Source organism: Pseudomonas sp. HS-18, assembly GCF_020401845.1.
GTDB lineage: Bacteria > Pseudomonadota > Gammaproteobacteria > Pseudomonadales > Pseudomonadaceae > Pseudomonas > Pseudomonas nitroreducens.
On sequence record NZ_CP084413.1, the window covers coordinates 1,859,089 to 1,876,162 of the forward strand.

At 61.4% G+C, this 17,074-nt stretch carries 18 protein-coding genes and 2 pseudogenes; 13 read left to right on the top strand and 7 right to left on the bottom strand.

Going from position 1 to position 17,074, the window contains the following annotated elements:
* Positions 1-37: 37 nt before the first annotated feature.
* The 8 genes and pseudogenes from LDJ84_RS08675 to LDJ84_RS08710 all read left to right on the top strand — a co-directional run bounded on the left by LDJ84_RS08675 (position 38) and on the right by LDJ84_RS08710 (position 5,003).
* A complete protein-coding gene (locus tag LDJ84_RS08675) occupies positions 38-361 on the top strand; it encodes a hypothetical protein (protein WP_226046222.1) in 324 nt (107 codons plus the stop codon).
* A 110-nt stretch (positions 362-471) separates the two neighbouring features.
* Positions 472-1,515: a phage late control D family protein gene (locus tag LDJ84_RS08680; RefSeq protein ID WP_226046223.1), complete on the top strand. Its 1,044-nt coding sequence runs from the start codon at positions 472-474 to the stop codon at positions 1,513-1,515.
* 321 nt (positions 1,516-1,836) lie between these two features.
* Entirely contained in the window at positions 1,837-2,466 is a 630-nt protein-coding gene (locus LDJ84_RS08685) for a glycoside hydrolase family 19 protein (RefSeq protein WP_226046224.1), read from the top strand.
* Positions 2,463-2,933: a hypothetical protein gene (locus LDJ84_RS08690; RefSeq protein WP_226046225.1), complete on the top strand. Its 471-nt coding sequence runs from the start codon at positions 2,463-2,465 to the stop codon at positions 2,931-2,933. Before LDJ84_RS08685 ends, LDJ84_RS08690 begins: the two co-directional genes overlap by 4 nt.
* A pseudogene (locus LDJ84_RS30880) lies at positions 2,863-3,039 on the top strand (hypothetical protein); the annotation flags it as partial. The gene LDJ84_RS08690 and the pseudogene LDJ84_RS30880, both read left to right, overlap by 71 nt.
* A 69-nt stretch (positions 3,040-3,108) precedes the next feature.
* A complete protein-coding gene (locus tag LDJ84_RS08700; protein WP_226046226.1) occupies positions 3,109-4,191 on the top strand; it encodes a hypothetical protein in 1,083 nt (360 codons plus the stop codon).
* Positions 4,188-4,508 carry an STAS-like domain-containing protein gene (locus LDJ84_RS08705; protein WP_226046227.1) on the top strand — a complete coding sequence of 107 codons (321 nt, stop codon included), beginning with the start codon at positions 4,188-4,190 and terminating at the stop codon, positions 4,506-4,508. Before LDJ84_RS08700 ends, LDJ84_RS08705 begins: the two co-directional genes overlap by 4 nt.
* Positions 4,509-4,520: 12 nt before the next feature.
* The gene (locus LDJ84_RS08710) at positions 4,521-5,003 is read left to right on the top strand and encodes a hypothetical protein (RefSeq protein WP_226046228.1); all 483 of its coding nucleotides are present in this window, start codon (positions 4,521-4,523) and stop codon (positions 5,001-5,003) included.
* Positions 5,004-5,053: 50 nt separating this feature from the next.
* Here LDJ84_RS08710 and LDJ84_RS08715 read toward each other — a convergent pair whose 3' ends face one another.
* Together LDJ84_RS08715 and LDJ84_RS08720 are read right to left on the bottom strand one after the other, a co-directional pair.
* Entirely contained in the window at positions 5,054-5,416 is a 363-nt protein-coding gene (locus tag LDJ84_RS08715; protein ID WP_371035859.1) for a helix-turn-helix domain-containing protein, read from the bottom strand.
* Positions 5,413-6,111, bottom strand: coding sequence for a hypothetical protein (locus LDJ84_RS08720; RefSeq protein WP_226046229.1), 699 nt, complete (start codon positions 6,109-6,111; stop codon positions 5,413-5,415). The genes LDJ84_RS08715 and LDJ84_RS08720 overlap by 4 nt, the downstream gene beginning before the upstream one ends.
* 110 nt (positions 6,112-6,221) lie before the next feature.
* On the opposite strand from LDJ84_RS08720, the gene LDJ84_RS08725 reads away from it, so the two are divergent.
* Positions 6,222-6,464 (top strand): hypothetical protein, encoded by a 243-nt coding sequence (locus tag LDJ84_RS08725; RefSeq protein WP_226046230.1) that lies wholly within the window; start codon positions 6,222-6,224, stop codon positions 6,462-6,464.
* A gap of 75 nt (positions 6,465-6,539) precedes the next feature.
* Here the strand turns inward: LDJ84_RS08725 and LDJ84_RS08730 are convergent.
* A pseudogene (locus LDJ84_RS08730) lies at positions 6,540-6,911 on the bottom strand (LysE family translocator); the annotation flags it as partial.
* Between the two features lie 11 nt (positions 6,912-6,922).
* Positions 6,923-7,231 (bottom strand): arsenate reductase, encoded by a 309-nt coding sequence (locus LDJ84_RS08735; RefSeq protein WP_051445694.1) that lies wholly within the window; start codon positions 7,229-7,231, stop codon positions 6,923-6,925.
* Positions 7,232-7,443: 212 nt separating this feature from the next.
* Here LDJ84_RS08735 and LDJ84_RS08740 point away from each other — a divergent pair, with 212 nt between their 5' ends.
* Positions 7,444-9,105, top strand: coding sequence for a Na+/H+ antiporter (locus LDJ84_RS08740; protein WP_038803398.1), 1,662 nt, complete (start codon positions 7,444-7,446; stop codon positions 9,103-9,105).
* A gap of 116 nt (positions 9,106-9,221) precedes the next feature.
* Here the strand turns inward: LDJ84_RS08740 and dapC are convergent, their stop codons facing one another.
* From dapC to map, 3 genes are all read right to left on the bottom strand, one after another.
* Complete coding sequence (dapC, locus tag LDJ84_RS08745) at positions 9,222-10,418, bottom strand: succinyldiaminopimelate transaminase (RefSeq protein WP_024766088.1); 1,197 nt, start codon at positions 10,416-10,418, stop codon at positions 9,222-9,224.
* Positions 10,419-10,447: 29 nt separating this feature from the next.
* Entirely contained in the window at positions 10,448-13,147 is a 2,700-nt protein-coding gene (locus LDJ84_RS08750) for a [protein-PII] uridylyltransferase (protein WP_024766087.1), read from the bottom strand.
* A 146-nt stretch (positions 13,148-13,293) separates the two neighbouring features.
* Positions 13,294-14,076: a type I methionyl aminopeptidase gene (map, locus tag LDJ84_RS08755; protein ID WP_024766086.1), complete on the bottom strand. Its 783-nt coding sequence runs from the start codon at positions 14,074-14,076 to the stop codon at positions 13,294-13,296.
* A gap of 318 nt (positions 14,077-14,394) precedes the next feature.
* On the opposite strand from map, the gene rpsB reads away from it, so the two are divergent.
* The 3 genes from rpsB to pyrH all read left to right on the top strand — a co-directional run bounded on the left by rpsB (position 14,395) and on the right by pyrH (position 17,074).
* Positions 14,395-15,135, top strand: coding sequence for a 30S ribosomal protein S2 (gene rpsB / locus LDJ84_RS08760; RefSeq protein ID WP_024766085.1), 741 nt, complete (start codon positions 14,395-14,397; stop codon positions 15,133-15,135).
* Positions 15,136-15,260: 125 nt separating this feature from the next.
* Positions 15,261-16,130, top strand: a complete 870-nt coding sequence (tsf, locus tag LDJ84_RS08765; protein ID WP_024766084.1) for a translation elongation factor Ts — start codon at positions 15,261-15,263, stop codon at positions 16,128-16,130.
* A gap of 206 nt (positions 16,131-16,336) precedes the next feature.
* Positions 16,337-17,074 (top strand): UMP kinase, encoded by a 738-nt coding sequence (gene pyrH / locus LDJ84_RS08770; RefSeq protein WP_017521181.1) that lies wholly within the window; start codon positions 16,337-16,339, stop codon positions 17,072-17,074.

Genomic DNA, 17,074 nt, shown 5'->3' on the forward strand with positions numbered 1-17,074 from the left:
GATCGTTCCTGTCAGCAACGCACAGAACGGAGGTGCTATGGCAACAGCATTGAGGAAGGTTAAACGGAGCTGGTGGGGCGAGGCTATGTATCGCTTGGACTGGTTGTTTTGGGGAGGGTTAGCGGCAGTGGCGGTGGCGTTCATTCCGCTCATTGGCTGGTTGATGTCGGTGGGTATCGTCGGGTTGATCCTGTGGAAGGTATTTGGTTTCCGCGAGGTAGTAACCGAGGGCGATTGTCCTGTCTGCACCAAAGGGCTGCGTATCGATCCCGAGAAAGACGATGTTATAGCTTGCCCCGTCTGCCTAAATGTTATTCAGGTGCAGCCTGATCGCTTGGAGCTGCTCGACATCCGTAGGTAGCAATACTCGCGCCGCGTCCGCGGAGATTTCTTTATTGGAATTGGCGCTCGCTCGGCGCTACGCGTATCAAACCCGCCCTGTGCGGGTTTTTTCATTTCTGGAGCAAGTGCATGAATCCTGCATTTCGTATCGTGGCCGATGGGGCGGATATCACGGCGCTGATTAATGACCGTCTGTTGATGCTGCGCACCCTGGACAAGGTTGGAATGGAGTCCGACGAGTTCGAGCTGCGCATTGATGACCGCGATAGCGCGGTGGCGCTGCCCCGTCGGGGAGCCAAGATTCAGGTGTACCTGGGCTATGGTCAGGATCTCGCGGAGCAGGGCGTCTATACCGTCGATGCCGTGGAGTATGCCGGGCCGCCGGATACCATCGTTATTCGTGGCCGGGCTAGCGACATGCGAGGGAGTGGGAAGACGGTGCGCAGTGGCAGTTGGGAGGGCGTGAGCCTGGCCCGGATTGTCGGTGATGTCGCCGCTCGGAACGGATGGGAGGCGGAGTGCCCGGTAACCACGCAGGTGCCTCGGGCCGATCAAATGAAGGAATCCGACTTTCACTTCATCACGCGCCTGGCGCGACAGTTCGACTGCACCGCCAAGGTGGCCGGCGGCAAGTTGCTGGTGATGCCGAGGCAGAATGGCCAGAGCGCAAGTGGCCGCGCGTTACCCGTGGTGACGATCAGCCGGGCCGACGTATCGCGTTTCCAGTTCCGCCTTGATGATCGCGGTGTGCAATCAGCGGTTCGGTCGAAGTACCAAGGACAGGACGGCAAGCTGGCAGTGGTCGACCTGAGCAACGACGACGCGCCGTCAGGTCTGCCGCCGGTGCATACGGATCGCCACATTCATCCGAACAAGAGTGCTGCCGAACAGGCCGCCAAAGCGAGGCTGGCTGCGTTCAATCGTTCGACGGCGGGGGTGCGTCTCGAAATGCCGGGCCGTACCGGCTTGTTTGCGGAGGCGTCCATCAACGCAGCCGGCTTTAAGGACGGTCTGGATGGTAGCTACCTGGTCGACTCGGTTGAGCAGGTGTTCACGTCCGCTGGCTGGAGCACGACCGTTGAGTGCAACGGCGGGAAGAAAGGAAAGGCCACGGCCGGCGGCAAACGGAAGCGGCCGACGAAGGAGTTGAAGATTGTGGACGTGGCTCGCTGACCGTTGGCGCGGCATGGGATTGCCGCTTAGCATTCTCCTTTTCCCGTCGCGGAGGGGGTATGGATCTCAAGGATGTTCGTGTGGGCCTTCGTGTGGAGGTTCCCCTTCGGATGGTGCACGACACCTACAGGTGGACGCAGCCGTACGGAACTGTAATTGGCATCGAGTCGTTCATGGGCAATGAGCCTCGGATTCGTGTGCGACTAGATGGCGAGATGGCTAGTGTCGTCGTCTGCGACGCGGCGGATCTCGATTACGAATAGCCCACTGTTTCAACAGCAGCCCGTCCTATGACGGGCTTTTTTTCGCCTGGAGAAAAGCATGTCGATAACTGAGCAGCAATTGCTGCAGATCCTCCCGAACGCCCGCCCCGTCGCGGGCGTTTTTATTCCAGGGCTCAACAGCGCCATGCGGCGTTATCAGATCCATTCGGTGGCGCGCATGGCGGCTTTCCTCGCCCAGGTTGGCCACGAGAGTGCCCAGCTCACCCGTCTCGTCGAGAACCTGAACTACGATGCGACCGGCCTGGCCCGCGTCTGGCCAAAGCGCTATGCACGCGATGACGGAAAGCCGAACGCCTTGGCGATGAATCTAGCCCGTCACCCCCAGGCAATCGCCAACAACACCTACGCCGACCGGAACGGGAATGGCAATGAGGCCAGCGGCGACGGCTGGACCTATCGCGGTCGGGGCTTGCTGCAGGTGACTGGGAGAGCGAACTACCGCTCGACCGGCTCCGGGATCGGGCAGCCGCTGGAGGATGTACCGGATCTGCTCGCCCGGCCAGAGTTCGCCGCGCTGTCAGCGGCGTGGTGGTGGGCAGGACATGGCCTCAATGAACTCGCGGACGCTGGTCGATTCGAGGATATCACCCGGCGCATCAATGGTGGCCTGAATGGCTTGGAGGAGCGTGTGAAGTTCTGGCGACGTGCGCAGGAGGTGCTGGCATGAGCGGCATCCCCTGGCGATTGGGTGGCTGGGCGCTCAGCGCGACTCTGCTGGCTGCGCTCGGTTTTGGACTGGCCTGGTGGGGGCTTTCCCCTCGCGTCGATCTGCAGGCGCAGCGAGCAGACGCCGCGAAAGCTGCGGTCAGTGAGGCGCAGCGGCTGATTGAGTTGCAAGCCGGCGTGCTCGCCGAACAGCAGCGCCAGATCGGGGCCGTCGACGAAATCCGTAAGCGCATGCGGCTGCTGGAGCAGGCCGTATCCACCAATGCCAGGGCGCAGAGTGCGGCCTTCGAGGAGCTACGCCGAAATGATCAAGCTGTTGCTGAGTACCTGCGTGGGTCTGTTCCTGCTGGCCTTGGCCGGCTGTATGAGCGACCCGCAACAACCGACCCCGGAGCCTACCGCAACCCGACAGTACTGCCCGCTGGTGGCGTGCCCCCTGCCAGCCCGGCCGGCGGTGCTGGCCAATGATCAGTGGCGTGAGTCGCTAGACGTGACTGAGGCCGCGCTGCTCAGCTGTGCTAACCAGGTACTGGACTGCATCCAGACCCAAGAAGCCCAGCGCTCCGGACCCTAGTGGTGGAACCGGCTACGCTTTCAGCGATGCCTGAAAGCCATTAATATCGGCGCCTCGAAAGGAGGCGGTATGAAGAAAGAAGTGAAGGGCGCCATCGAGTGGTCAAGTCGACAGAAGAGGGTGGTGGTGTGTCGTGAAAAGCGCCTCCGAGGTATCGAGCGCCATCGCCGCCTATTGAATGCCACTGCTCGGCATTTCTCAACTTCCAAGCTTCGCCTCCCGCAGATAGTCAGTTTGGGAAGCACGGAGCTACGAGGGGCTTTGCTGACTTTCATTCGCAAGCTGAAGGACAGAGTTCACAGTGATGAAACGTCTAACGTGATCATAGATTTTTCCAAAGTGACCGCGTTGCATCCCTGTGGCACGTTGCTATTGGTTGCTGAGTTGGAGCGTCTATTGCAGGTTCCAACTTGGTCTAAAAAGCTTGGTGCCGTATATCCAAGTGATCGTGTTGTAGAGCAGATGTTTCAGCACATTCAGATGTTGGAACGGCTTGGACTTGAGCCGAGAATTAAAGAGATCAATGCTAGCAATGTCGCCCCCTGGCTATATGCCAGCGGATATGAGGGAGACTTGGATTCCATCGTCGAGAAGCTTCCGAGGATATTGACCGAAGGTAGCAATATGGAGCTTAGAACGGCGCTCCTGAGCGGTATGGCTGAGGCGGTAGCTAACTCGTCAGAGCATGCCTACGCCAAGTCTTACAAGACCCCATTGCCGGGGCTTGTTCAGCAAAAGTGGTGGTTGTTCGCTCGGCAAGTTGGCGATGATGTCGCGGTGGTGATTTGTGACTTGGGAGTTGGCATACCAGGAACCTTGCAGGCTAACTGGAAGGAAGAGTTGGCTTCATACTTTCAGTCCCGTCAGGGGATTCGGCGCAAAGATCACAAAATGATAGAGCTTGCCTTTACTGTTGGGAAGACTAGTACCAATAAGGGTAATAGAGGTAAGGGGCTTAAGGATATATTGAAGGTGGTTAGAGAACAGGGGGTCGGAGGGATATCCATATATAGTAATCGCGGAGTTTATGCTCTGGATAATTCCAGTGGTAAGGTAACGTCGCTTGATGAGCGCAATAGTATACATGGAACTATTGTGCAATGGATGATTCCAATAGAGGCCTTCGGATTAGAGGTTTCTGAGAGACTATGAAGACTATGACTATTTACGTTGCTAGAGATTTCTCAAGAATGCCATGTGTCAGAAGTCGTATTGACGGCAAGAAGTCCGGCGAGGAGTTTCGCGACGACATACTGCTGCCTGCGCTTCGCACGAATGATCGTGTCACGGTTGATCTAGATGGAGTCCTGTCCTTGGGATCTTCCTTTCTGGAGGAAGCATTCGGAGGGCTCGTGCGGAAAGGGTACTACTCTGCAAAAGAGCTTCATGCCAAGCTGATTATTAAGTTTCAAGTTCAGAGCTACGTGTCTGAAGCTTGGGACTATGTTAAGGCGGCCAGAAAGGAATAGGCGAGGTTGCAAATGGATTTTGAGAAATTTGTAGAGGTCGCGCGATGGCTGCTACCTTTGCTGACTGTTGTTTTGGGTTGGTCTGTTGTTTCTCGTGGAAATGATCGAAGAGAGACTAGGAAGGAAGTTCGTCAGTTCTTGGATCGTACAATTGCTTCGGTAGAAAATATTCGGAAGAATGCAATTGAATGTTTGACTCAGGAGGTTTGTGATGACTCTAAGAAGCTTGAGCTATCTATTGATCCTGAGTTGTTGAGAATGGAGTCTGCTCTTTCGCTACTCAAACTTAAAAATGGAGATGAGGTTGTGGATGGGCGTAAGTTGAGGAAGGCTGTTTCAGATAATGGGCAGTACCGTGTAGCTGCTCGGGCAAAGCTTGACATGGATCATCGAGTTCTCAGTGATATTAATGTGGCTGCATCGGAGTTGATTGCGAATCTCGAGCAAGCCTATAGGGAGAGTTATCAGCGGCAGCCCATCTTCAGTTGGTTCTAGATCCGGTGGGGGAGGGTGCCCTGAAGGAGCATCTTCAGCCTGCCGCCCGGCTACTCTAGAAGATGATAGTCTTGTCTTGTGCGTGGATCGACCGTCCCTCCTCTGCAGTTGTCCCCTAGCATCGGTTCGATACCAGGGAAGAATATTAGACCTTCCTTCTCGAAAGCGAATGCGAGGGCTTGCATTGTCACTCGGCGCAGTTCCTGCGTCCCGCTTTCCAGGGCCTGGATCGCGCTAATCGACGCCCCCGACCTGAATGCCAGTGCTTCCACTGACCATCCCAGGCGCTCCCTGGCCGCTGCGCAATGCGCGGCGGAGAAGGTTAGAGGGAAGTCGTCCGAGTGCATCATCGCGGTCATGATCGCTCGCACCCGTTGCAGGCGGGCTTCCTGAATATCTACGATGTTCGTCATCGTCTGCTCCCTTCCTCTGAAGTAACAATCCCTAGACCTGCGCATCGTTCGCAGTCCTCTCTATTCGCGAAGCTGTCCCTGCATGTGGGACAGCGCCGGAACCTCCCCAGCTCGATGCGCAACGCCCAAGCCTTCGCTTGCGTCGTGTCGCTTTCCTCCTGCGCCACCTGGTGCACGTCCAGTGCTAGCCTGAATGCATCGGCATCAGTAATGGTTCGCACCACCTTCCCCTCAACGATCCTGCCCTGCTCGACCAGGTGCGCTTGCTCGCCGTTGTTGCGGACCCAGGTCAGCCCTCTCACATCTCCCTGCCATGCGGCAGGCGATCCATGAAACATGGCGAGTTGTCCATCTTTGTCGTAAGTGATCCATCCTAGGATCGCGCGCGGCGCTGGTGGCGCAGTCATGAAAGTCCCCGACAGGATCTGACCAAGTAGCTTGCCCGATCCCTCGTCCACGACGTCGTAGAAGCCCGCCCGCTGGAAGGCCTGATGTGCCAGGTCATCAAGTGCAGTCAGGCGCCCGGCCTCGGCTATTTCGCACATCTCCACGAATTCCCCTCTATCGATCATCCGCAGCCGCAGGGCTTGACTCGCCAACTCCTCCAGCTCCCGGCAGTGGTAGTCCGGAGAGAGCAACCATTGGCGCCTGTCATCGATGAGCTGCCGCCATTGGGCAAGTGGTGAGTCAGTCATGCATTTAAATATACTGTTTATAAATACAGTACTTGTTTTGCGTGACCGGCGGTAGGGGCTCCTGCAGATCGAGCGTAGAATGCGCGCCTTCGATTTGAGGAGGTCACCCGATGAGTGCTTGGAATCTGGCACTACGCCCCGCCGATGAGCGGCAGGCGATGGAGGATGAGAAGTCCCGGTTGTTCGAGTTCTGGCAGCAGAACCTGGACCGCGCGAAGGCTGACGCCGCCAAGATCCTGGCCGAGCGGGATCGGCGGAAGTCGAAGTGGAAAGAGTGGGCGCACGAGCAGATCGTTGCGCTGTCGCCGCCGGAGTATCAGGGGATGGTGCGTCGGGAAGTGGATCGCGGGTGATCGCTGGAAGGCCCGGTCTAGCTGGTCTGGAGCGAGTCTTTGCTTCTGGCGTGAAAGTTTAGGTTTGATGCTTTATGGGTTGCCGGCGGCCACCCAGAACTCCTGGCGGGCCAGGCGCCACAGGCTGGTGGCGGTAGCCGGGGCGCCATCGACGGACAGGTTCGCTGTCGGCGCGCGCCACAGCTGCACGGCCAGCCACAGCAGGTAACCGGCGCCCACCAACTTGATCGTCAGGAACAGCCAGGCCGAGGCCTGCAGTACCAGCGCCAGGCCGGAGGCGGCCAGGGCCAGCATGCCGGCGAAGGCGACCAGCCGTCCGCCACCGGCGAGGGTGGCGCGCAGCAGGCCGAAGCGCGCGGCATTGTTCAGCGATAGCAGGTTGTTCGGTCCCGGCGCCAGGTTCAGGGCGAAGCAGGCGGGGAGGAACAGGGCCCAGGCGATGCTCATCGTCCTGCGACTCAGGCCAGGGCGGCGGCGTAGAGATCGGGCTTGAAGCCGACCAGGGTGCGATCACCCAGGTCCAGTACTGGGCGCTTGATCATCGACGGCTGCGCCACCATCAGTTCGATGGCTTTGGCCTGGTCGATATCGGCCTTCTGCGCGTCGTCGAGCTTGCGGAACGTGGTGCCGGCACGGTTCAGCACAGTCTCCCAGCCATGCTCGTTGCACCATTGCTCCAGGTGCGCGCGGTCTATTCCGCTAGTCTTGTAGTCGTGGAAGGCGTAGTCGACGCCATGTTCTTCCAGCCAGGTACGGGCCTTCTTCATGGTGTCGCAGGCTTTGATTCCATACAGCGTCCGCTCGCTCACGGGGCGCTACTCCTTTTCGATGCTTTTTTCAGGCGCGGGATTATGCCATTTCCCAGCGCCTTGCGGGACGCCGCCGGGAGGCCGGCGTATTGCAACAGTTTTTTGCCCGAAGCGTGGCTGATCCGCGCCGCGATGGGTGCTTCAATGGATGGCTGTGTTGGAGTTCGACGATGCAAACCGTTTACACCGTGTTGATCCTGTTGCTGGTCGTGGGGGGAACCCGGCTCGCCGCTCAACTGATCCCGCTGCCCCTGCCGCTGATCCAGATCGTTGCCGGCGCCATGCTCGCCTGGCCGAGCCTGGGGCTGCACGTGGCGCTCGATCCCGAGCTGTTCATGTTCCTGTTCATCCCGCCGCTGCTGTTCGCCGATGGCTGGCGCATGCCCAAGGGTGAGTTCTGGAAGATGCGCTGGCCGATCCTCACCCTGGCTTTCGCCCTGGTGCTGTTCACCGTGCTCGGCGGTGGCGTCTTCATCCACCTGCTGATTCCCGAGATACCCTGGGCTGCCGCCTTCGCCCTGGCGGCGGTGCTGTCGCCGACCGATGCGCTGGCGGTCTCGGCCATCGCCCAGGACCGCCTTCCCAGGCGCCTGATGCACGTGTTGCAGGGCGAGGCGTTGATGAACGACGCCTCCGGCCTGGTCGCCTTCAAGTTCGCCATCGCCGCTGCCATGACCGGTACCTTCTCGCTGATGGACGCCAGCCTGAGTTTCCTGCTGGTGGCGGTTGGCGGGCTGGCCTGCGGGGTGTTCATCAGCTGGCTGCTGGGGCGCATTCGCGCCTGGATGATCCGTCGCGGCTGGGATGATCCGGCGACGCACGTGGTGCTGATGCTGCTGTTGCCCTTCGCCTGCTACATGATCGCCGAGGAGCTGGGGGTGTCCGGCATCCTGGCGGCGGTGGCGGCCGGCATGATGCAGAGCTGGGCCGACCTGCTGCCGCGGCAGACCAACACGCGCCTGCTCAACCGCAGCGTCTGGTCGATGCTCGAGTTCGCCTTCAACGGCGTGGTGTTCCTGCTGCTGGGCCTGCAGTTGCCGGACATCCTGAAATCGGTCTCCCACCATGCCGATGACGTGATGTGGCGCTCGTCGCTGCTGCTGTTCTACGTGCTGGCGGTGTTCGCCGTGCTGATCCTGCTGCGTTTCGGCTGGGTCTGGTGTTACTGGAAGGTGTCGGTGCGCTTCGAGCAGTGGTGGGGGATAGAGCTGGGCGGTCGTTCGGGCGAGCCGGTACTGCGGTTGTCGGCAATCTCGGCGCTGGGCGGGGTGCGCGGGGCGGTGACGCTGGCCGGCGTGCTCTCGGTACCGCTGCTGTTGCTCGATGGTTCGGCCTTCCCGCAGCGCGACCTGATCATCTTCATCGCCACCGGGGTGATCCTGGTGTCGCTGATCGCCGCCACCATCGGCCTGCCGATCCTTCTGCGCGGCCTGCCGGCAGCCAGCAATGACCAGCGCGAGCGCGAAGTGCAGTCGGTGTGGCGCAAGACCGCGGTGGCGGCCATCCACATGCTGGAAGGCGAGGAAATGCCCACTCGCGACGGTGCGGATGCCGACGAAGCGGCGCGCCTGGCAGAGGTGAAGGCGCGGCTGATGGCCGAGTATCGCCACGAACTGGACCCGGCGCCGGACTCCCAGGAAGCCCGCGAGCGCGCTCGCAGCCTGGAACTGGCCGATCAGGCGCTGCGCATCAAGGCGCTGCGGGCTCAACGTCTGGAGCTGTACCGCATGCGTCGTGAGCATGAGATCGACGACGAGACCATGCGCGAGGTGCTGGGCGAGCTGGACAGCCAGGAAGCCTGGGTGACCAGCAAGGCCGGGCGCTGGGTGTAGTGGTGCTCTTGTAGGAGCGAGCTTGCTCGCGAACCGCTTGGCTCTGGAACTGCCGGATAGTTCTGTTCGCGAGCAAGGACTGGGCGTGCCCCCTCGGTCCTACAGGGTGTGCAACCTCAGAGGCTCTGTACGTACTGCTTGATCCGCTCGGCCGCTTCCACGCACTCCGCCAGTGGTGCCACCAGCGCCATGCGCACGCGGTTGGCGCCGGGGTTCTCGCCGTTCACTTCGCGCGACAGGTAGGAGCCCGGCACCACGGTGACGTGTTGCGCATCGAACAGGCCGCGGCAGAACTCGGTGTCGGCAACCGGTGTTTTCGCCCACAGGTAGAAGCTGCCGTCCGGGCGCTGCACGTCGAGCACGCCGCCGAGGATGTCCAGCACGGCGTCAAACTTCTCGCGGTACAGGTCGCGGTTGGCGCGCACGTGGTCCTCGTCCTTCCAGGCAGCGACGCTGGCCAGTTGGGTCTGAACCGGCATCGCGCAGCCGTGGTAGGTGCGGTACAGGAGGAATTTCTTCAGAACCTCGGCATCGCCGGCGACGAAGCCCGAGCGCAGGCCCGGCAGGTTGGAGCGCTTGGACAGGCTGTGGAATACCACGCAGCGCTTGAAGTCGTTGCGGCCCAGTTCGGCGCAGGCGCTCAGCAGGCCGGCCGGCGGGTTCTGCTCGTCGAAGTACAGCTCGCTGTAGCACTCGTCGGCGGCGATCACAAAGTCGTGCTCGTCGGCCAGGGCGATCAGCTTCTTCAGGGTTTCCAGCGGCACCAGCGCACCGGTGGGGTTGCCCGGCGAGCAGAGGAAGAGGATCTGGCAGCGCGCCCAGATGTCGGCCGGCACGGCGTCGAAGTCCGGGTTGAAGCCGTTGTCTTCCAGGCACGGCAGGTAGTGCGGCTCGGCGCCGGCCAGCAGGGCCGCGCCTTCGTAGATCTGGTAGAACGGGTTCGGGCTGATCACCAGACCCTTGGCGTTGCGGTCGACCACGGTCTGGGTGAAGGCGAACAGCGCTTCGCGGGTGCCGTTCACCGGCAGCACGTGGCGCGCAGCGTCCAGCCAGCCGGCCGGTACCTTGAAGCGGCGCTCGCACCAGGCGGCAATGGCTTCGCGCAGGGCGGGGATACCCAGGGTGGTCGGATAGACGGCCAACTGGTCGAGGCTATCGGCCAGGGCCTTGGCGACGAACTCTGGCGAGCGGTGCTTGGGTTCGCCGATGGACAGCGCGATCGGCTTCAGCTCCGCCGGCGGCTGGGCGCCGGCCAGCAGGGCGCGGAGCTTCTCGAAGGGGTAGGGCTGGAGCGAGTCGAGGGCAGGATTCATGGGCAAGGCTCTTTCTTTCTAAAGTCTGACTAAATGCTGATGCGTACCGGCATGCTCTGCTGGCCGCCGTCGGAAAGGATATCGACCAGGGCGGTCTGGATGCGCTTGCACAGCTCGGGGTCGGAGAGCGGCTGGTTGTGCGCATCGGTGACGAAGAACACGTCTTCCACGCGTTCGCCCAGTGTGGCGATCTTGGCGTTCTGCACCGACAGGTCGAAGTCCAGGAACAGCCCGCCGATCCGCGCGAGCAGGCCGGGGCGGTCCGGTGCTATCACTTCGAGCACGCTGACCTGGCGCGCCGCGTCGGTGGAAATGGTCACCTGCGGGTTGAAGGCGAAGTGCTTGAGCTGGCGCGGCACCCGGCGCTGGATGATGGTCGGGTACTCGTCCGGGTCCTTCAGCGCGTTGACCAAACCTTCGCGAATTTCCTCGACTCGGCTGGGATTGTTGCCGATCGATCCGCCATCGGCGTCGAGCACTATGTAGGTGTCGAGGGTGAACAGGCTGGTGGAGGTGATGATCCGTGCGTCCTGAATGTTCAGGTTGAGCTGGTCCATCGCGGCCACGGTCACGGCGAAGAAGTCATGCTGGTCGCCGGCATAGATGAAGATCTGCGTGCCACCCTCGAATTCGCGCTGGGCGGTTTCCTTGATCAGCACCAGCGGGGTGCCGTCGTCCGGATGCTGGAGGATGGCTTCGGTGTGCCAGGCCACGTCGGCGGCGCTGTGGCGCAGGAAATAGTCGTCGCCCAGTTGGCTCCAGAGTTGCTCGGCGTCGTCCTGGTCGATACCGCCGCGCACCAGGATGTCGATGGCTGCGCTCTGTGTCTGGCGAATCTGCTCCTCGCGGTCGACCGGGTTCTCCAGGCCGCGTCGCAGGGCGCGCTTGGTCTCGGTATAGAGCTGGCGCAGCAGGCTGGCGCGCCAGGAGTTCCACAAGGTCGGGTTGGTGGCGTTGATGTCGGCCACGGTGAGTACGTAGAGGTAGTCCAGGTAGGTCTGGTTGCCCATCAGCTGGGCGAAGTCGTAGATCACCTGCGGGTCGGACAGGTCCTTGCGCTGGGCGGTGGTGGACATGATCAGGTGGTTCTGCACCAGCCAGGACACCAGGTTGGTGTCCCACGGCGGCAACTGATGGCGCTGGCAGAAGTGCTCGGCGTCCACCGCGCCCAGTTCCGAGTGGTCGCCGCCGCGGCCCTTGGCGATGTCATGGTAGAGGCCGGCGATGTAGATCAGCTCGGGCTTGGGCAGGCGCTCCATGATCTTGCTGGCCAGCGGGTACTTCTCCGCCATGTCCGGGCGGCGCAGCTTGCGCAGGTGCTTGATCAGGTTGAGGGTGTGCGCATCCACCGTATAGATGTGGAACAGGTCGTGCTGCATCTGCCCGACGATCAGGCCGAACTCCGGCAGGTAGCGGCCGAGGATGCCGTAGCGGTTCATCCGCCGCAGGTTGCGGTGGATGCCTTCCTTGCACTTGAACAGCTCGATGAACAGGCTGGTGTTGCGAATGTCGTGGCGGAAGTCGTCGTCGATCAGGTGGCGGCTGTCGCGCAGCAGACGGATCGTATCGGCGCGCACGCCCTTGATCTCGGGGTGCTGGGCGAGCAGCACGAAGATTTCCAGCAGGGCGAACGGGGTGCGCTTGAAAACGTTGGCGTGGGTGACTTCCAGGTAGCCGTCGCGCAGCTGGAAGCGACTGTTGAGCGGCAGGATCTGGCCGTTCTCGCCGGCCCGCAGTATCACTTCCTCGAAGTGCTGCATGATCAGGTCGTTCAGCTCGGACACCGCCATCACCACGCGGTAGTACTTCTGCATGAAGCGCTCGACGGCGAGCTTGGCGTCGTTGCCTTCATAACCGAGCATCCCGGCAATGCGCCGCTGATGGTCGAACAGCAGCCGGTCCTCGGCGCGGCCGGCGAGCATGTGCAGGGCGTAGCGGACCTTCCAGAGGAATTCCTGGCTGGAGGCCAGCACCGCGCACTCGCTCTCGACCAGAAACCCCTCGCGCACCAGGGCGTGCAGGTTGAGGCTGCCGAAATGCCGGCGGGCGACCCAGAGTAGCGTCTGGATGTCGCGCAGGCCGCCGGGCGAGCCCTTCACGTTGGGTTCGAGGTTGTATTCGGTGTCGTTGTATTTGGTGTGGCGGTGAATCTGCTCCTTGCGCTTGGCCAGGTAGAACTGGCCGCTGGGCCACATCTGCTTGGCGCTGGTGGCTTCGAGCATGCGCTGACGCAGGCTGTCCGGGCCGGAAATGGTCCGGCACTCCATCAGGTTGGTGACCACGGTAAGGTCCGCGCGCGCTTCCTCGGCGCACTCGGCCACCGAGCGTACGCTCTGGCCGACTTCCAGGCCGATGTCCCAGAGCAGGGTGAGGAAGCCTTCGATGGGCTCGCGGAAGATTTCCTGGTCTTCGCTGTCCAGCAGGATCAGCAGGTCGATGTCCGAGTGCGGGTGCAATTCGCCGCGGCCATAGCCGCCCACGGCGACCAGCGCGATGTCGGCGTCGTCGGCCCAGTCGAAGCGATTCCAGGCCTGCTGCAGGATCTGGTCGACGAACCAGGCGCGGTCCTCGATCAGCCGACGGATATCGCGGCCGCCGTTGAAGCGGCTATCCAGCACTTCGTTGGCCTGACGAATGGCCTTCTTGAAGGCGGCGATGGGGCTGGATTTGAGGGCCAGTTCCGCCTGGAACTGCCCACGGTCGAACAACTCGGGATCCACCTGCGGCATGGCGGCCTTCCTGATCAATGGCTTAGGGGAGGGCAGGGGCAAGAGGGCGGTCGGGCCTGGGCGCTTGGCGCCAGGCCCGGCAGCTGTGCCGGGCCGGGATTTCTATGTTCTACCCAGCCGTCGGCGAGATTGCAAACCGCTTCCGGTCAGGCCGGCGTGCGCGGGAAGCTTTCGTCGTTGCGCAGGGTCAGGATCTCGTAGCCGTCGGCGGTGACCAGCACGGTGTGCTCCCACTGCGCGGACAGCTTGCGGTCCTTGGTGATGGCGGTCCAGCCGTCGCCGAGCAGGCGGGTTTCCGCGCGGCCCTGGTTGATCATCGGCTCGATGGTGAAGATCATGCCTTCCTTGAGTTCCAGGCCGGTGCCGGCGCGGCCGTAGTGCAGCACTTGCGGCTCTTCGTGGAACACCTTGCCGATGCCGTGGCCGCAATACTCGCGTACCACGGAGAAGCCGTTCTTCTCGGCGTATTTCTGGATCACTTCGCCGATGTCGCCCAGGCGTGCGCCCGGTTTGACCAGCGCAATGCCCTTGTACAGGCATTCCTGGGTGATCTGGCAGAGGCGGTCAGCCCATTCCGGGGTCTTGCCCACCGAGAACATCTTGCTGGTGTCGCCGTGGTAGCCGTCCTTGATGACGGTGACATCGATGTTGACGATGTCGCCTTCCTTGAGCGGCTTCTCGTTGGGAATGCCGTGGCACACCACGTGGTTGATCGAGGTGCAGATCGACTTGGGGAAGCCCTTGTAATTCAGCGGCGCGGGAATGGCCTTCTGCACGTTGACGATGTAGTCGTGGCAGAGACGGTCCAGCTCATCGGTGGTGACGCCGGGCTTGACGTGTTCGCCGATCATTTCCAGCACTTCGGCGGCCAGGCGGCCGGCGACGCGCATTTTCTCGATGTCTTCGGGCGTCTTGATGGTGACGGTCATGCGACTTCTCTATCAGGCGCTGCGTACGCGCGGGTAAATAAGAGGAATACGCAAGTCTATCAGATTCGGTGCCTTTCTATTAAGGGCGGGCGGCCGACCGGGCTGTTCGGACGAGGCGGTGGGGAGATGCCGGGCGTCCCTCCGGGTTTTGTTCTGGCCGAGGTTGTGGTATAAAGCGCCCCGCTCCGGAGGCTACGGCCATTCCGGGGCATTAACCCACACATGCATCGACACGATGGCCTGGGTGCCCTGCGACACAGTCGAAGGGTTGGCCGTTGGGATGCATGGAGGCCTAACCCGACTTATCGAGGAACTATCATGTCCCAAGTCAATATGCGCGATATGCTGAAGGCCGGTGTGCACTTCGGCCACCAGACCCGTTACTGGAACCCGAAAATGGGCAAGTTCATTTTCGGTGCGCGCAACAAGATCCACATCATCAACCTCGAAAAAACCCTGCCGATGTTCAACGAGGCCCTGACCTTCGTTGAGCGCCTGGCCCAGGGCAAGAACAAGATCCTGTTCGTCGGCACCAAGCGTTCCGCTGGCAAGATCGTTCGCGAAGAAGCTGCCCGTTGCGGCATGCCGTACGTCGACCATCGTTGGCTGGGCGGCATGCTCACCAACTACAAGACCATCCGTCAGTCGATCAAGCGTCTGCGCGAGCTGGAAGTTCAGTCCCAGGACGGTACTTTCGCCAAGCTGACCAAGAAAGAAGCCCTGATGCGCAGCCGTGATCTGGAAAAACTGGATCGCAGCCTGGGCGGCATCAAGGACATGGGCGGCCTGCCGGACGCTCTGTTCGTGATCGACGTTGACCATGAGCGCATTGCTATCACCGAAGCCAACAAGCTGGGTATCCCGGTCATTGGCGTCGTCGATACCAACAGCAGCCCGGAAGGCGTTGACTATGTTATCCCGGGTAACGACGACGCCATTCGCGCCGTACAGCTGTACCTGGGCTCCATGGCCGAAGCCGTACTGCGTGGCAAGAGCGCCGGTGGCGTGACTGCTGACGAGTTCGTAGAAGAAGCGCCGGCCGAATCCGCCGAAGGCTGATTCCAGGACGTCCAGACGTCCTGCGGTGCGCGGAAAGGGGGCTAGGCCCCCTTTTTGCCACCCTGTAAATTCCGCCCGGGCAGCCGGGCGATCTGGTTTTGAGAGCAACTCAAGAGGATTTCGAAATGGCAGAAATTACTGCAGCACTGGTCAAGGAACTGCGTGAGCGTACCGGCCAGGGCATGATGGAGTGCAAGAAGGCACTGGTCGCCGCCGAAGGCGATATCGAAAAAGCCATCGACGACATGCGTGCTTCCGGCGCCATCAAGGCTGCCAAGAAGGCTGGCAACATCGCCGCCGAAGGCGCCATCGCCGCCAAAGTGGCTGATGATGCCAAGTCCGCTACCATCATCGAAGTCAACTCGCAGACCGACTTCCTGGCCCTGCAGGACGACTTCAAGAACTTCGTGGCTGCCAGCCTGGACAAGGCCGTTGCTCAGAAGCTGACCGACGCTGCTCCGCTGATCGCCGAGCAAGAGTCCGCTCGTGAAGCCCTGGTTGCCAAGTGCGGCGAGAACGTCAACATCCGTCGTCTGGCTCGCGCCGAAGGTGACGTGGTTGGCGCCTACCTGCACGGCCACCGCATCGGCGTTCTGGTCACCCTGAAGGGCGGCAACGCTGAACTGGCTCGCGACATCGCCATGCACATCGCTGCCAGCAACCCGCAGTTCCTGGATCCGTCGCAGGTTTCCGAAGAAGCCGTTGCCAAAGAGAAGGAAATCTTCCTCGCTCTGAACGCCGACAAGATCGCCGGCAAGCCGGAAAACATCGTCGAGAACATGGTCAAGGGCCGTATCTCGAAGTTCCTGGCCGAAGCCAGCCTGGTCGAGCAGGCGTTCGTCAAGGACCCGGAAGTCAAGGTCGGTGACCTGGCCAAGAAAGCCGGCGCTGAAATCGTTTCCTTCGTTCGCTTCGAAGTAGGCGAGGGCATCGAGAAGGTCGAAGCCGACTTTGCTGCCGAGGTTGCTGCTCAAGTAGCCGCTTCCAAGCAGTAATAGACAGTCTCACGACTGTCGCCCCGCAAGAGGCTGCCCGCTAACGCGCGCGGCCTCTTTGCCAAACTGGGGAAGCCAAAAGGGCTGGCTTCCACGGCGCAGGCCCGCCAGGCGGGCTCAAAGGCGCCGTAAGGCTGGCTGGTCCAAGCTTTCCGCAAGGCGCCCACAAGGCGCACAGCATTCAATCGCCGCAGGAGAAAAAGGTCATGGCTCAGCAGCTGAGCGCTCGTCAACCTCGCTATAAACGCATTCTTCTAAAATTGAGCGGCGAAGCCCTGATGGGCTCGGAGGAGTTCGGCATCGATCCCAAGGTGCTGGACCGCATGGCGCTGGAGATCGGCCAGCTCGTCGGTATCGGCGTGCAGGTCGGCCTGGTGATCGGTGGCGGCAACCTCTTCCGCGGCGCGGCGCTGTCCGCAGCGGGCATGGATCGCGTCACCGGCGACCATATGGGCATGCTCGCCACCGTGATGAACGGCCTGGCCATGCGCGACGCCCTGGAGCGTTCCAATATCACCGCCATCGTCATGTCCGCCATTTCCATGGTCGGCGTGACCGACCACTACGACCGCCGCAAGGCCATGCGCCACCTGAAGAGCGGCGAAGTGGTGATTTTCTCTGCCGGTACCGGCAACCCGTTCTTTACCACTGACTCCGCCGCCTGCCTGCGCGCCATCGAAATAGATGCTGACGTAGTACTCAAGGCGACCAAGGTGGACGGCGTGTACACTGCCGATCCGTTCAAGGACCCGAATGCCGAGAAGTTCGAGCGTCTGACGTACGATGAAGTGCTCGATCGCAAGCTGGGTGTGATGGACCTCACTGCCATCTGCCTGTGCCGGGACCAGAAAATGCCGCTGCGCGTGTTCAACATGAACAAGCCCGGCGCGCTGCTGAATATTGTTGTAGGTGGTGCTGAAGGCACCCTGATCGAGGAGGATTGA

Coding starts and splice junctions, on each gene's coding strand:
- LDJ84_RS08715 (WP_371035859.1), bottom strand. CDS start 5,416: ATGACGAACATCGTAGATATTCAGGAAGCCCGCCTGCAACGGGTGCGA.
- LDJ84_RS08750 (WP_024766087.1), bottom strand. CDS start 13,147: ATGCCGCAGGTGGATCCCGAGTTGTTCGACCGTGGGCAGTTCCAGGCG.
- LDJ84_RS08735 (WP_051445694.1), bottom strand. CDS start 7,231: ATGAAGAAGGCCCGTACCTGGCTGGAAGAACATGGCGTCGACTACGCC.
- LDJ84_RS08720 (WP_226046229.1), bottom strand. CDS start 6,111: ATGACTGACTCACCACTTGCCCAATGGCGGCAGCTCATCGATGACAGG.
- LDJ84_RS08740 (WP_038803398.1), top strand. CDS start 7,444: ATGCAAACCGTTTACACCGTGTTGATCCTGTTGCTGGTCGTGGGGGGA.
- pyrH (WP_017521181.1), top strand. CDS start 16,337: ATGGCTCAGCAGCTGAGCGCTCGTCAACCTCGCTATAAACGCATTCTT.
- tsf (WP_024766084.1), top strand. CDS start 15,261: ATGGCAGAAATTACTGCAGCACTGGTCAAGGAACTGCGTGAGCGTACC.
- LDJ84_RS08705 (WP_226046227.1), top strand. CDS start 4,188: ATGAAGACTATGACTATTTACGTTGCTAGAGATTTCTCAAGAATGCCA.
- LDJ84_RS08725 (WP_226046230.1), top strand. CDS start 6,222: ATGAGTGCTTGGAATCTGGCACTACGCCCCGCCGATGAGCGGCAGGCG.
- map (WP_024766086.1), bottom strand. CDS start 14,076: ATGACCGTCACCATCAAGACGCCCGAAGACATCGAGAAAATGCGCGTC.
- LDJ84_RS08675 (WP_226046222.1), top strand. CDS start 38: ATGGCAACAGCATTGAGGAAGGTTAAACGGAGCTGGTGGGGCGAGGCT.
- LDJ84_RS08710 (WP_226046228.1), top strand. CDS start 4,521: ATGGATTTTGAGAAATTTGTAGAGGTCGCGCGATGGCTGCTACCTTTG.
- rpsB (WP_024766085.1), top strand. CDS start 14,395: ATGTCCCAAGTCAATATGCGCGATATGCTGAAGGCCGGTGTGCACTTC.
- LDJ84_RS08685 (WP_226046224.1), top strand. CDS start 1,837: ATGTCGATAACTGAGCAGCAATTGCTGCAGATCCTCCCGAACGCCCGC.
- LDJ84_RS08690 (WP_226046225.1), top strand. CDS start 2,463: ATGAGCGGCATCCCCTGGCGATTGGGTGGCTGGGCGCTCAGCGCGACT.
- LDJ84_RS08680 (WP_226046223.1), top strand. CDS start 472: ATGAATCCTGCATTTCGTATCGTGGCCGATGGGGCGGATATCACGGCG.
- dapC (WP_024766088.1), bottom strand. CDS start 10,418: ATGAATCCTGCCCTCGACTCGCTCCAGCCCTACCCCTTCGAGAAGCTC.
- LDJ84_RS08700 (WP_226046226.1), top strand. CDS start 3,109: ATGAAGAAAGAAGTGAAGGGCGCCATCGAGTGGTCAAGTCGACAGAAG.